Source organism: Bacteroidota bacterium (genome assembly GCA_017303975.1).
Taxonomy (GTDB): domain Bacteria; phylum Bacteroidota; class Bacteroidia; order JAFLBG01; family JAFLBG01; genus JAFLBG01.
In genome coordinates, this window is record JAFLBG010000017.1 from 50,475 (window position 1) to 64,385 (window position 13,911).

The window sequence follows — 13,911 nt, forward strand, 5'->3', positions numbered from 1 at the left end:
CTACTTCTTAGGACTCGTAACCACTTTTGCATTCGAAGGAATAATAAAATCAATTAACTTAGAATCTGCCTGCTCATTAAACATCGGAGACGAATAGGTTCTTTTGGTAATACTTGAATCTTGAGGAGTCATAAATGTAATTTCAGTAACCGACATCGGAAAATTAATATTCCCAACCTTTTGGTAATTTCCAAAGTAGGTTTTGTTGTCTATTTCCTTTTTAGGATTGTAAATACCAATATAAATAGGCAAGTTGTTTTCATATACAAGTTCGGCAGTTGCAGCACCTGCTTTAGATACTATAGAGCCAATCCAGTTTTTAATTAGTAGTTTATCTTCTGTTCTTACATCGCTTAGCTTAAAGCCAAGATTAGGCAGTCCCATATCGCTGGTTTTATTAGCCATAAAGCAGTTTATAAAGCTGTATTTGGAGCTGTATTCCATTCCCAATTCTCTAATAACCGTATTGGTAGCAGGATCGTACATTTTATAATCTCCTTTGGCATCGGTTACAATGTATCGCTCCATAGGTTTGCTAAAGTAGGTTACCATTTTTCCGTCTATATTTTTATAGCCAACCTTACCTTCTGCCGAAATATACTTTGCTTTATACAGGGTTTTTGCTGTCATATTTATACTTAGTTGATAAATTGGCGCAAAAGATGCAAAAGTGAAAACAATACAAATACAAAAAATGAAACGAATAAACATATAATTCCGTATTGGATGGCAAATGTATAATAAACTAAGTGCATAAAAAAGCCCCAATCAAAATGATTGAGGCTTTTAAAACCCATTAAATGTTTGTCTAAAATTTTAAATTTAATCCCATCATTGCATAATAAGGTGAGCCAATTGCACCTTCTAAATTAAATCCAATGTTTTGAGTAAAAAAGTAGCGCATCCCAACTAGTGCTTGGAATGTTGGACGTGAGTTAAACTGATTAATAAATTCACCTGTATTATCTCCTGTTACAGACCAAAGTGTATAAGAAATTCTTCCACCTGCATACATATCTAAATTTTCACTAGTTCCACCAAAGTGAAACAATGGTCGAACACCAATATTAGTTCTGGAAATGGTAGTTTTAAAATTACCAACAAAATAATATCCATTGTCATCATAATAATCTGAATATTTTGATGTAAGGCTTTGATAAGAAGCCGCAACACCTAAGCTAAATACTTTTGCTACACCATAGTCAAGCATTACGTTCATACCGGGAGTTACACTAATACTTGCGCTGCTTCCGGAAGTATTTACTGATTCTTTAGCTAAATTGGCAAGTAGGCCAACTAGACTAAAACTAGCACCGCCAGTAACTACAATATCTCCTTTTTCTTTTTGAGCAAAAACAGAATTTGGTTTAACTAGCCAACTAATAGCAATTATTAAAGCAATGGTTTTAATGGTAATTTGTTTGTTCATTTTATAAGTTTTTGTTTGTTCTAATATACATTTTTTGTCGTTTAACACCAATATACTCTCCAATAAAGGCATTGCTAAAAATTACAGATATTCTTTCTAGGATATAAACATGAGCTGCAAAACATCTTGCATTTCAACTATTTTAAATTCTGCACTGCATTCACAATAATAGAGTAAATAAAAAATCCCCACACCTCGAAGGTGTGGGGATCCTAAAAACCATGGCATTGGTTTTTATAGTCCGGCTTATCTAAGCCGGATTATTACTTTGAAAAACTATTCTTTAGAATCACCTTTTTTTTCGGTTTGTTCCATTTCTTTCTTCAAATTAGAAAGAACAGACAAATCTCCTAAGGTTGTTTTTTCTTGGTTATCTTTTACTTTTTTAACAGCTGATTTAGTTTCGTTAAATGCTGCTTTTTTCTCAGCAGTTTTAGCTACTTTTTCTTCAACCATTTTAGCATCGTTAATCTTTGCATGAGAAACGATTATCTTTCTGTTTTCTTTTGAAAACTCAAGAACCATAAAATCTATAACCTCATCAACACCTGCTGATTTTCCATCTAACTTAACCAAATGACGAGTTGGAGCAAATCCTTCTACACCGTATGGTAATGAAATAACAGCACCTTTATCATTTACACTTAAAATTGTTCCTTTGTGAATAGAATCAACAGTAAACACTGTTTCAAATACATCCCAAGGATTGTCTTCTAATTGTTTATGACCTAAGCTTAATCTTCTTGTTTCAGCATCTACTTCTAGAACTACAACCTCTAACTTATCGCCAGCTTTTGCAAATTCTAATGGATGTTTTATTTTTTTAGACCAAGACAAATCAGAAATGTGAACTAATCCATCTACACCTTCTTCTAACTCAACAAATATACCAAAGTTGGTAAAGTTGCGAACTGTACCGGTATGTTTAGAACCTTTTGGATATTTATTGATAATGTCAGCCCAAGGATCCGGAGAAAGTTGCTTAACGCCTAAAGACATTTTTCTTTCTTCTCTATCTAGAGTTAAAATTTGTGCTTCAATTTCGTCACCTACTTTAAAGAAGTCTTGTGCACTTCTTAAATGTTGAGACCATGACATTTCAGAAACGTGAACCAAGCCTTCTACGCCAGGAGCTATTTCTAAAAATGCACCATAATCAGCAATAACAACAACTTTACCTTTTACTTTATCGCCAATTTGTAATTTAGCATCTAAAGCATCCCAAGGATGAGATGTAAGTTGTTTCAATCCAAGTGCAATTCTCTTTTTATCGTTATCAAAATCAAGAATTACTACGTTTATTTTCGAATCAAGTTTTACAATTTCTTCAGGATGGTTAATTCTACCCCAAGATAAGTCGGTAATATGGATTAATCCATCTACCCCACCTAAATCGATAAACACACCGTAAGAAGTAATGTTTTTAACAGTACCTTCTAATACTTGTCCTTTTTCTAATTTAGAAATAATATCTTTTTTCTGTTGTTCAAGTTCTGCCTCGATAAGAGCTTTGTGAGAAACAACAACGTTTTTAAATTCGTTATTAATTTTAACAACCTTAAACTCCATTGTTTTGTTAACGTAGATATCGTAATCTCTAATTGGTTTAACATCAATTTGAGAACCCGGTAAAAACGCTTCAATTCCAAATACATCAACAATAAGACCACCTTTGGTACGGCATTTAACCAAACCTTTAATAATTTCGTCATTGTTAAGCGCATCGTTAACTCTGTCCCATGATTTCATGGCGCGAGCTTTTTTATGCGATAAAACTAATTGACCGGTTTTGTCTTCTTGGTTTTCGATATAAACTTCAACAGTATCGCCAACTTTTAAGTCGGGATTGTATCTAAATTCTGAAAGAGCAACAACTCCGTCAGATTTATATCCAATATTTACAACTACTTCTTTGTTGTTTTTCGTAACAACAGTACCTTCCATCACCTCTGCATCCGAAATAGTTCTTAATGTCTTTTCGTAAAGAGACTCTAATTTTTCTTTCTCAGCTTTTGTGTAATTGTTGTGTTTGTTTCCAACCACATCCCAATTGAAATCTTCTAATGTAGCAACATCTGCTACTTCTTGTGTTTTTGTTTCTGCCATGATTCGGCTTTTAAAAATGTGTTTATTTAGTAGGTATCAATAAACATGTTTTACATCTGCACCCTACTTGCAGTTTTTTATCAGGAAGCAAATATATCAAAACAGCCGAAAGTAAACTAGTTATTTGTAAAATTTAACAATAAAAAGCTCATGCATTACTCTATTCAGGCGCAAATGGCTCATTATTAACAATGTAAGTTTAATTGTTAATAACTTGAAGCTGTTAAATTTATTAAAAAATTCATGTGTATTGATAATCAGCAACTTAAAAATTTTAGAGATTTTTTGTTCACAAGCTATCAACTTGCAATTAAAAATTAGGATGCCTAATTTTAACCACAAATTTACAACTCCAATTAGTATCATGTTTTCAAGAAAAGGCTATTTGTTTATTCTCCTGTTGGTTATAACGGTTGTTTTGTTTTTACCTACACTAAACAATAAAAGCATAAACTTAGACGACCCTCAATATGTTTTTCAAAATACTGATATTCAAGATTTTAAAATAAATAATATAAAGTTGTTATTTAAGTCTACTTATGTCGGAAATTACCAGCCCATAAGTATGTTTACTTATTTGATAGACTATAAAATTTGGGGTGCAAACGCTAAAGGGTTTCACTTAACAAATTTAATCTTTCACACCATAAACACCTTGCTACTTTTCTATTTAATAACCTTTTTATTTAAAAATAGCCAGATAGCATTTATATCAGCTTTGCTGTTTAGCATTCATCCAATGCATGTTGAATCGGTGGCATGGATTTCGGCACGCAAAGATTTGGTTTATGTGTTTTTTTCTTGCTTTCAGTTGTTTTTTACCTGTTATTTAAACAAAAAGGGCAAAAATTGCTGTTTTTTCTTTCGTTAATTGCGTTTGTTTTTTCAATTCTGTCGAAAGCGCAGGCGGTTATTTTGCCTTTTGTTTTGATTTTGGTGGATATGCTAATTTTCAAGAATGCACTTTCTCGGAAAAATTTACTTCAAAAAATTCCACATTTTATTATCTCTCTTATTTTTGGAGGATTGGCCATTTATATTCAAAAAAAATCTGGGGCTGTTCAAGATTTTGAATATTTCTCGTTTTTTACACGAATTTTATTTTCATGTTACGGCTTTGTTCAATATTTGTCTAAGCTAGTATTGCCAATTAATTTATCGTGTTTTTACCCTTATCCCGAAACCAACGACAAAATAAATTCAAACTGGGTTTATGTAGCACCTTTTATAATTTTAGCACTTGCTTCAATTATCTATAAATTAAAAAAAAGAGATTCTGTATGGATTTTCGGACTCTTATTTTTTGTAGTTACTATTGGTCCTGTTCTACAACTCATTCCTGTTGGAGATGCAATTATTGCAGATAGATACACTTATTTACCGTACATTGGTTTGTTTATTATAATTGCGCATGAATTTGAAAAATTAAAATGGAGAACATTAGTTAAAAACACAACAATTTGTGCAATTGCTGTGGTATTGTTGTTTTTAAGTTTTAATAGAATTTTAAAATGGAAAGATAACATTACACTTTATACCGACTCGTTAAAAAAATATCCTGCGCCTATAATTTACAATAATTTGGGTGCTGCTTATGCCGAATTAGGCGATTATAAAAAAGCCCTTCCTTGCTTTACGGAATTAGTAAAGTTAAAATCAAGATATCCGAGCGGTTACAAAAACAGAGCTATTACAAATCATAAACTAAGCAATTACGATGCTGCGGTTGCTGATTATACAGAGGCTATAAAGCAAGACCCAACTAACTTACAAAACTACTTGAGTCGTGGTGATAGTTACAAAACCAAAAACGATTTTACAAATGCTATAAAAGATTTTGATTACGTACTTTCTAAAGATTCAAACAATATAGATGCATACTATTCAAGAGGAGAATCTTTAGGAAAGAGTGGTAAAATGCTAGAAGCATTAAACGATTACAATATAGTTATAAGACGAAAGCCAAACTATGCAGAGGCTTATAGTAACAGAGGAATTGTAAACAGCATACTTACCAACTACACCGCTGCTATTGCTGATTTCACGAAATCTATCGAGCTAAAAGCGGATGGATGGAGCACATATATGAATAGATCTATTGCATTAAAATCTACCGGAAACTATACCGATGCGCTTAAAGATGCACTAGTAGCTCAAAAAAATGGATATAATGTAGATCCTCTCTATATAGAAGATTTACAAAAAATGGGGAAGTAGCTTTTTAATACTGCTTAATGTTTACTTTTGCATTAAAAAAAATTAAAATTACAAATTGATACAATGAAAAAATTAGTACTTGCTTTATTTTTTATTAGCGCTACATTACTAGTAAAATCACAAAATAAAATTCATCAAATAACAAGCGATCAAGCTATTGCAGTAAATCAGTTTGCTGATTTTGACAGTATAATTTATAGCTATGATTTAAGTTGCAGACCAACAAAAACTACCTGGTACAGAAGAAACCCCGGAAACAACATAATGACACTTAAGCAAGTTGAAGAATATAAAAATTATGATTCTTTAAATAGACACACCTATTATTCGTTAGTTACGTATGACATAACTACCGGATTAACCCAATTCGGAAATTTATTTTACTATAAATACGTAGCAGACAAAAAAGAACGAGATACCGTATTTATTTTAGACAACACAGGCGCCAACTGGTTGCTTTATGGCGTAAACAGATGGTTTTATACAGGAAACCGATTAGATTCTATACACAGGTACAATGCAGACTACCCTCCTACTTTTGCTCCTGAATTAAATTATAGAACCATAAGTACAAGTTTTAACAGCAATCAAAAGGTAACAAGCAATATTGCCTATTATAATCCAAATATTGGAGTAAGTGCACCTGTTTGGGGATTCAGTTCAATAGACACAATGGCATACGGCCTAAACGATTCCCTAATTTATTTTGAGAATTTTTTATACTACAATGGAGGTTTTAATCCGTTGTATAAATACATTTACACACAAAATGATAGTGCACGGTATGACTCTATATTTTACTATAATTGGAGTCAATCCCAAAGTCAGTATAAATTATTTTCTAGTACCTATAACTATTTTGGGAACCAAACACTTTTGGATAGCAGTAATTTTATTAAATATGATATTAGCCAACCTGGAACTGTGATAGACGATAACTACAAATTCTATAATACCTACAATAGCAATAATGAAATTACCTACCAATTAACTAAATTGTTTTTTACCGGTAGTTTTATAGATTATACAAAACAGTATTACTCCTATTTTAATTGTGCATCGGTTGGTATAAATGACTTGAATAGCAGCAATACACCAACTTTTTCTATATATCCCAATCCTTCGATTGGTAATAGCCCAATTAACATTTCTGCACAAACACCTATTTCAAACTTAACTGTTTATAATACATTTGGAGCAGTAGAAATTTCTGTAAAATCTAGTAGCAAAAATATATTATTAGATACCCACAAGTTGAATAAAGGAGTCTATTTTGTTGAAATAGAATTGGAGAATATGAGACAGGTTGAAAGGCTTGTTGTTACTGACTAAAAAATTGCAGTAACAGCAATACTTTTTGTCAAAAGAAAAATTGATTAGTAGATACGGTTTACTCTGCGTAATCGCTTTCCGATTCAGTATCGCTAAACTCCCCTCCTGCTTCTTCTTCGCCATCGGCAGTTTCTTCGTCATCTCCTTCAGTTAAAACATCATCGTCTTCGGAAGCATCGTCTGTATCATACGCTTCTTCTTCGTTGAATATTTTTTCTTTATGATTCTTTTTTTCATGTAACTCATCGTCCTCTTCATCCACAACAGGCGGTGGTGTATTGTTTTTATATTGTTTAGGAGCTACACCAACAGATTTGCTTATTTTAGGATACGTTGCTTTTGCATCAATTTCAATAATTTTAAGCAACTCGATATAAAAAGTCCAACCGAAACTAAAATCGTATAGGTAAATAAATTTTTGATGTGGATCGTCAATTAGAGAGGCCAATTTGGTGGTACTCATTAATTTTTTCGATTTATCAGCTTCCTTCTCTGCAGTTAAAATAACTTCGGTTCCTTTCTTCCACAAGTCGGTACTTTGAAAAAAGGATGCATTGTGTTTATTATCAAAACCAACAGACTCTTGAATAGAAGTGTGCAAGTCTTTAAATGTTTGGCTTGATTTAATATCAATCTCTCTCACAACATCTTCATAATCTTCGAATACAACTCTAAAACGATAAATCATAATATCTGGTTTTACCTTTCTAATATATAAAAAAGTATTATTGTTTTCCAATTATTTCAAATTTATGAGACAACGAAAATCCATTGTCATCAAGAATGGTAAGCTCATGTTCTCCAATAGTGGGATTAATAGCTATTTGATGTATAACTGATGTGCTAGCAATATATTGCTCATCTATATGCCAAAATATTTTTGCTTTGTTGTTTCTGTGCGCTACTTCAAAAACAACTTTCCCTTTTTCTCCTTTCAAATCTATTGGAATAAATATTTTAGAAGCTTGCTTTGGGTATACCAATTCCATAGGAACTTCCGCATTCGTTTTACAATCGGGTCGAAAATTAGGGAGTGTAGAATAAGTTGGGTGCTTCAACTTATAAAAATATTCAAGACTTGGAGGGAGCACAAACCATGGTTTTGAAACCATATTCTCTACAGGCTCGCATTCGTTTGTAACTTGCCATTTTTCTGTTTTGTCTAAATGCACTGTAATATGATATGGACAAACTTTTGATGCAATGCCCTTCCGTTGAATTTTTATTGTATCTATTTCATTACATACTTGAGATGCCAAATATCCACTTTGCTTGCAAACAATGGCTTCCGTATAAGCATCGTGAGGCTTTTCGAACCAATTAGTTGGTGGAAGTTTTTTTAAGATATCAAACATAATTGGTGCAGCAGTCAAAATTCCGGTAAGCCCTGCTCTGCCCTCTCCACTTGCATTTCCAACCCACACACCAATAACATAAGTAGGGGTTACTCCCACACACCACCCATCCCTAAATCCATAACTGGTACCAGTTTTCCATGCTACTTTTTGTGGAGCACCATACAGTTGCCAATTTAATTCTTGCTCGGGCCTGTAGGCTTCTACCATTGCATCAAAAGTTAATTTAATAGATGCTGCATCCAATAAATAGTTCTCGCTTGTACTTTGCTCTTGCTTTGGCTTGTTTATATATGTTGGGGGATGAATATCGGCAGCAGAATACTTACCTCCGTAGGCTGCATAATTAGATACAATTCTACCCATACTTGAATACATACCTACCACATCCCACAAATTGGCTTCTGCACCGCCTAATATTAATGACAATCCGTAATGCGAGGATGGCTTAGTAAGTGTTGTCATACCAAGTTTTCGGAGCATAATAGAAAACCTATCTACACCGTAAGTTTGTAATAGTTTAACAGCAGGCACATTCAACGACCTCGCCAATGCAAGCTTTGCAGGCACAGCACCTTCGTAGTCCAACGTAAAATTTTTAGGAGAGTATGAACCTATTTGTGTTGGCACATCCGGAATTAGTGAGTTTACAAGCAATTGACCATCGCTCAAGCAAGAAGCCAATAAAAAAGGCTTTAAAATACTGCCGGTACTTCTTGGCGAGGAAATTATATCCACATCATTTCCATACTTGGTTTCGCTATTCAATTTTACATTTCCAACATACGCCAATACATTGCCGGTAGAAGTATTCAGAACGATAGCAGCTGCATTATTAATTTGGTTCCCTTTTAAAACGGAATGATGTTGCTCAACGATGGCTTGTACATTTTTCTGCAACTGAGCATCAATGGTAGCATGTATATACGTACCTTTTAATCCATCATTAATAGCTCTATTTAAAAGATGCTGTGTTGTATTGGGCATTCTAAAAGCTGCCGTTGGCAAGGGTTCTTGCATAGCCAAGTTGGCAGTTTCAGCATCAATGATAGAAAGAGCTTGCAACTTTTTGAGTAATCTATTTCTTTTAACCAGTAATTTTTTTTGATTTTTACCAGGATAGATAAGAGCCGGACTGTTAGGCAATACAGCTAGTGTAGCTGCTTCGCCCCAAGATAGCTGTTCGGGTTTGCGACCAAAATAGCGCCATGCAGCAGCAGACAAACCAACGGTATTGCCTCCAAATGGCGCATGAGCACAATACAATGCTAAAATCTCTTTTTTTGAATACGATAATTCTAAACGAGTTGCCAATGAGAATTCGATACACTTTTCAACAAAAGTTCGATTTCTATTTTTTCTAGAAAGACGTATAACCTGCATTGTAATAGTACTTCCTCCACTTACAATTTTATTTCTTTTAATATTCTGTACTAAAGCTCGAGATAAGGATATAGGATTTATGCCGGGATGCTTGTAAAAATAATTGTCTTCAAACGCCAAAATACATTTTTCAAACTTAGATGGAATATCATAATTAATGGGAAACCGCCACTGCCCATCCTGAGCTATTTGAGCCGAAAGTAATTCATGATTCTCATCTACCATAACGGTAGAATAATCTGCTGTAAATAAATGTTTGGGTAGGCTAAACCAGTACAGAACAAAAAGTAGACAAAAGATAAAAACTAAATACCTTTTTTTTCTTTTTAAGAACTGTGCCAACAAGAGGAATCTCTTTTTCAACTATTTAGTCCTTTCTGGGCTTCTAGTTCAGCTCTTAGCTGTTTAGATGTTTTTTTGCTGCCATCGTGGCTCCATCCGGGAGGGCCAAAAACATACAGAAGCTTATGTTTAAGCGATGGTGTTTTTTTCATGTCTTGCCAAATATTCTTCCATTCATGGAAAACGAGTTGCAACGGATGGTTGGTGTTGATATTTTCCGTAAGCCCATATTTTACAGTTTCTTCCTCACGTTGAAAAGTACCAAATAATTTATCCCAAATAATAAAAACCATGCCCATGTTTTTATCTAAATATTTTACGTTAATCCCATGGTGCACACGATGATGCGATGGTGTAGCCATAAACCATTCTAAAAAGCCCAATTTTCCAACAAACTGTGTATGAATTAAAATGCCATAAATTTGAGTACTCGCATACATCAACATTATATCTATACCTTTAAAACCTAGTAACGACAGCGGAATAAAATACACAAACCGATACATTGGCTGAAATACAGACGACCGAAAACCTACTGTTAAATTAAACTCTTCGGAAGAGTGGTGAGTAACATGCACAGCCCAAAAGAGCCTACAATAGTGATCTACGTAATGCAATAGGTAATACAAAAAATCTTCTGTAATAAATAAAACTAGCCAATACCAAAACGTGGAAGTAATTTCAACAAAGTGAAAGGTGTAAAAAAAATCAAGTATTACTAAACAAACTCCACGCATTATTATATCTAACCCCATATTTAAAGCCGACAAATAGACATTGGCTAAAACACCTTTGGTAGAGTAAAACTTTTTGTGATGAATGTTGCTAAGTATAATCTCAAGCCCAATTAAAATAGCATAAATGGGGGTAGAAATTAAAACAATATATTTTTCGCTAAAGGTTTCCATAATTTCCGCAGCAATTACTATTGCAAATCACGCTTTTTAACAAGAAAATAAAAATTATTTTCTAAAGGTAAATAACCATAATCATAACAATAATAATACGTATCGCCTTTTTTTGTTGTGTAAGTACTTGTAAAATACGCAAAATTAAAACCTTTATCCGATAGTTTTGCTTTAGATGTTTTTGCGGTTTCTTCGGGAACTAACTCTTCTAGTATTCGTCTATTTTTTCGTAAAATATTATTTACATTTCGCACATAATTTACCGAATCGCTATTTAAACGGTTATTAAAACTGTTTCGACAAAGGTCGGAACAGAATTTTTTATCTATACGTCCTTTTATAACCTCTTTGCACTCTAAACATTTCTTTTCCATGCTGTTAGATTTAAAGTAAAGATACAAATTATCCGATAACAAACGACTACAAACTCTTACATTCGTATGTAAATACTTAAAAACCGAATAACCTTTGCGCCTTGTCGCAATTTTGCATCGTCAATCGTTTGAAGCGCTTCACAAAAAAAACGATGAAAACTAAAACAAGTAATAACAATTTAAAATCTAGAAAAATGAACACATTAAGAAACTCAGTACAATTAATTGGAAACTTAGGTATGAACCCGGAAGTAAAAATGTTAGACAATGGCAAAAAATTAGCTAAAATGAGTATTGCTACTAACGAGATATATAAAAATAACAAGGGCGAAAAAGTAACAGAAACCTACTGGCACAACTTAATTGCGTGGGGAAAAACAGCCGATATTATTCAGAAATATGTGAACAAAGGCACAGAAATAGCCATAGAAGGCAAGTTGGTAAATAAATCGTACACCGATAAAGAAGGCATAAAGCGCAACTATACCGAAATAGTAGTAAACGAGCTTCTGGTATTAGGCGCTAAGAAACAATAGTTGGTTGTAAGCCCTGATTTGTATAAGCAGCTAGACAAAAATTACTTTGTCTGGCTGCTTATGTTTTTTAAAAGAATAGCAATAGGAGTAAACACAAAACATATAGTACAATGGAAAACAAAGAAGAACCAGTAATGATATCAGATAGTAGTATAATTAATCAGATATATTTTATTAGAAGACAAAAGGTAATGATAGATAGGGATTTGGCAATACTTTATGGAGTTGAGACGCGAACCTTAAAACAAGCTGTAAATAGAAATATGCAACGTTTCCCAGCTGATTTTATGTTTGAAATGAGCATTACTGAATTTGAGAATTGGAGATCACAATTTGTGACCTCCAATTCTGACAAAATGGGTTTGCGTCACAAACCTTACTGCTTCACAGAGCAAGGTGTAGCAATGTTATCAAGTATTTTGAAAAGCGAAAAAGCTATTTTAGTAAACATTCAAATTATTAGAATATTTACACGCCTTAAACAAATGCTTATTGATAGCACAGAAATACGACTAGAAATAGAACAAATAAAGCAAAAACTAGGCAATCAGAGCAAAAACATTGAACTGGTTTTTCAGTATTTAGATAAACTATTGGAAAAGAAAGAGAATAAACAGGAAAGACCTAAAATTGGATACAAACTTACCTAAAAACCTTACTAAGCCATTACGCACAGTAAGCTTTAAGCTGAAGCCATGTCTGTGTAATAGTGCTAAGTGTGAAGCAAATATTGTAAGTTGCACCTGCTTTTATGCTTTTACAATTCCATTAAAGGCTGATAAATCAGCCGAATGAATGTAGACTTTACAGTAAAAACGAAAATAGCTCAATACCTATAGATGGACAATAAATAAGCAGAGCTTATGGAGATATATTATAAAGACACTAAGCCCAATCGCACAAATGCCAAGCTTCAGCTTAGCGCCTACTAGGGGGATTATATTTTCAAAACCCAGATTTATCCTCTCCATACAATTCCAAATATTCCTTTATGCAATCAAAGTATTTTAATTTCTCCGTTTTAGTTAGGGAGCTATTCATTTTTATATATTCTAAATATGCTTGAATTAAATTTGAAAAATCAAAGTATGCTATAAAACGAATTTCTTTGTTCTGATCCCTTATTAAGATATAATCAGTACTGTGTGAGCTATTAATTGCAAATAAAAATATTCCTGAATTAAAATAATCATCAGGATATTTCCCAATAGTTTTTGGTTGAACTGAACTTATTACATTGTTGATTCTTATAGGATAAGAGGTGTCATTTGTATTAACTTCCTTATATGTTTTTAAAATTGAGTCTACCGTATTAAATAGAACAGGATCAAGCTTTTTATAATAAGATATTTCATTGCTAAATATATGTGTTTTGGTTTTTTGGGCATGTAAAAAACCCTGTGTAATCAACAAATGAAATATTATAATTAATCTATTCATCATTGTTTTTTGCTTTATTTTTTTCTCCATACTCTTTGGCAGCGTTTGAACCCGCATTTATTGCTCCTTTATGTTCCCCCGTAGGCGCTAAGCTGAAGCCTTGCATTCGTGCGATTGGGCTTAGTGTCTTTGTATATCTCCATAAGCTCTGCTTATTATCTTTCATCTAAAGGTATTGGGCTATTTTCGTTTGCGCTGCTAAGTCTCCATTCATGCGGTTGATTAACAAACCCTGCCTCAACTGGGTTATAATGAATATAATCAATTTTTTGCTGAATCAACTTGTTGCTATATAAATAAAATGGATGATTATCGTGTTTCCAAAATTGCATTTTCTGCTCTTGTGCACTTATTTTTCCATAATGCTCAAATGTGTTTAACATCCATTCTTTTCTACTTTCTTGAGGATTTTCATCTATAGATTTCATTAATTGTTTGGCAGTAAATGATTTTAAATCCCTTAAACTATTCGACAATTCGCCTCCGGCT

Annotated in this window: 15 protein-coding genes; 5 read left to right on the forward strand and 10 right to left on the reverse strand. The window is 33.1% G+C overall.

Features of this window, described 5'->3' with window-relative positions; translation table 11 throughout:
- The 3 genes from J0M08_07620 to rpsA all read right to left on the reverse strand — a co-directional run bounded on the left by J0M08_07620 (position 1) and on the right by rpsA (position 3,535).
- Entirely contained in the window at positions 1-630 is a 630-nt protein-coding gene (locus J0M08_07620; GenBank protein ID MBN8702917.1) for a hypothetical protein, read from the reverse strand.
- A 178-nt stretch (positions 631-808) separates the two neighbouring features.
- Positions 809-1,429, reverse strand: a complete 621-nt coding sequence (locus J0M08_07625) for a hypothetical protein (GenBank protein ID MBN8702918.1) — start codon at positions 1,427-1,429, stop codon at positions 809-811.
- Positions 1,430-1,705: 276 nt separating this feature from the next.
- Positions 1,706-3,535: a 30S ribosomal protein S1 gene (gene rpsA / locus J0M08_07630; GenBank protein ID MBN8702919.1), complete on the reverse strand. Its 1,830-nt coding sequence runs from the start codon at positions 3,533-3,535 to the stop codon at positions 1,706-1,708.
- A gap of 364 nt (positions 3,536-3,899) precedes the next feature.
- Here rpsA and J0M08_07635 point away from each other — a divergent pair, with 364 nt between their 5' ends.
- The 3 genes from J0M08_07635 to J0M08_07645 all read left to right on the forward strand — a co-directional run bounded on the left by J0M08_07635 (position 3,900) and on the right by J0M08_07645 (position 7,084).
- The gene (locus J0M08_07635; GenBank protein ID MBN8702920.1) at positions 3,900-4,406 is read left to right on the forward strand and encodes a hypothetical protein; all 507 of its coding nucleotides are present in this window, start codon (positions 3,900-3,902) and stop codon (positions 4,404-4,406) included.
- Positions 4,385-5,752, forward strand: a complete 1,368-nt coding sequence (locus J0M08_07640) for a tetratricopeptide repeat protein (protein ID MBN8702921.1) — start codon at positions 4,385-4,387, stop codon at positions 5,750-5,752. The genes J0M08_07635 and J0M08_07640 overlap by 22 nt, the downstream gene beginning before the upstream one ends.
- A gap of 63 nt (positions 5,753-5,815) precedes the next feature.
- Positions 5,816-7,084, forward strand: a complete 1,269-nt coding sequence (locus J0M08_07645) for a T9SS type A sorting domain-containing protein (protein ID MBN8702922.1) — start codon at positions 5,816-5,818, stop codon at positions 7,082-7,084.
- Between the two features lie 58 nt (positions 7,085-7,142).
- On the opposite strand, the gene J0M08_07650 is transcribed toward J0M08_07645, so the two are convergent.
- From J0M08_07650 to J0M08_07665, 4 genes are read right to left on the reverse strand one after another with little or no spacing between them, the layout of a single operon-like run.
- On the reverse strand, positions 7,143-7,772 hold the full coding sequence (locus J0M08_07650) for a hypothetical protein (GenBank protein ID MBN8702923.1): 630 nt from the start codon (positions 7,770-7,772) through the stop codon (positions 7,143-7,145).
- A 37-nt stretch (positions 7,773-7,809) separates the two neighbouring features.
- The gene (gene pbpC, locus J0M08_07655) at positions 7,810-10,164 is read right to left on the reverse strand and encodes a penicillin-binding protein 1C (GenBank protein ID MBN8702924.1); all 2,355 of its coding nucleotides are present in this window, start codon (positions 10,162-10,164) and stop codon (positions 7,810-7,812) included.
- Positions 10,165-10,181: 17 nt separating this feature from the next.
- Positions 10,182-11,072, reverse strand: coding sequence for a sterol desaturase family protein (locus J0M08_07660; GenBank protein MBN8702925.1), 891 nt, complete (start codon positions 11,070-11,072; stop codon positions 10,182-10,184).
- A 17-nt stretch (positions 11,073-11,089) separates the two neighbouring features.
- The gene (locus J0M08_07665; GenBank protein ID MBN8702926.1) at positions 11,090-11,446 is read right to left on the reverse strand and encodes a hypothetical protein; all 357 of its coding nucleotides are present in this window, start codon (positions 11,444-11,446) and stop codon (positions 11,090-11,092) included.
- A 194-nt stretch (positions 11,447-11,640) separates the two neighbouring features.
- Here J0M08_07665 and ssb point away from each other — a divergent pair, with 194 nt between their 5' ends.
- Together ssb and J0M08_07675 are read left to right on the forward strand one after the other, a co-directional pair.
- On the forward strand, positions 11,641-11,982 hold the full coding sequence (ssb, locus tag J0M08_07670; GenBank protein ID MBN8702927.1) for a single-stranded DNA-binding protein: 342 nt from the start codon (positions 11,641-11,643) through the stop codon (positions 11,980-11,982).
- Positions 11,983-12,092: 110 nt separating this feature from the next.
- Entirely contained in the window at positions 12,093-12,632 is a 540-nt protein-coding gene (locus J0M08_07675) for an ORF6N domain-containing protein (protein MBN8702928.1), read from the forward strand.
- A 295-nt stretch (positions 12,633-12,927) separates the two neighbouring features.
- Here the strand turns inward: J0M08_07675 and J0M08_07680 are convergent, their stop codons facing one another.
- The 3 genes from J0M08_07680 to J0M08_07690 all read right to left on the reverse strand — a co-directional run.
- Entirely contained in the window at positions 12,928-13,452 is a 525-nt protein-coding gene (locus tag J0M08_07680) for a hypothetical protein (protein ID MBN8702929.1), read from the reverse strand.
- Entirely contained in the window at positions 13,415-13,588 is a 174-nt protein-coding gene (locus tag J0M08_07685; protein ID MBN8702930.1) for a hypothetical protein, read from the reverse strand. Before J0M08_07685 ends, J0M08_07680 begins: the two co-directional genes overlap by 38 nt.
- A partial coding sequence (locus J0M08_07690) for a transposase (GenBank protein MBN8702931.1) occupies positions 13,578-13,911 on the reverse strand: 334 nt, incomplete at its 5' end. The genes J0M08_07690 and J0M08_07685, both read right to left, overlap by 11 nt.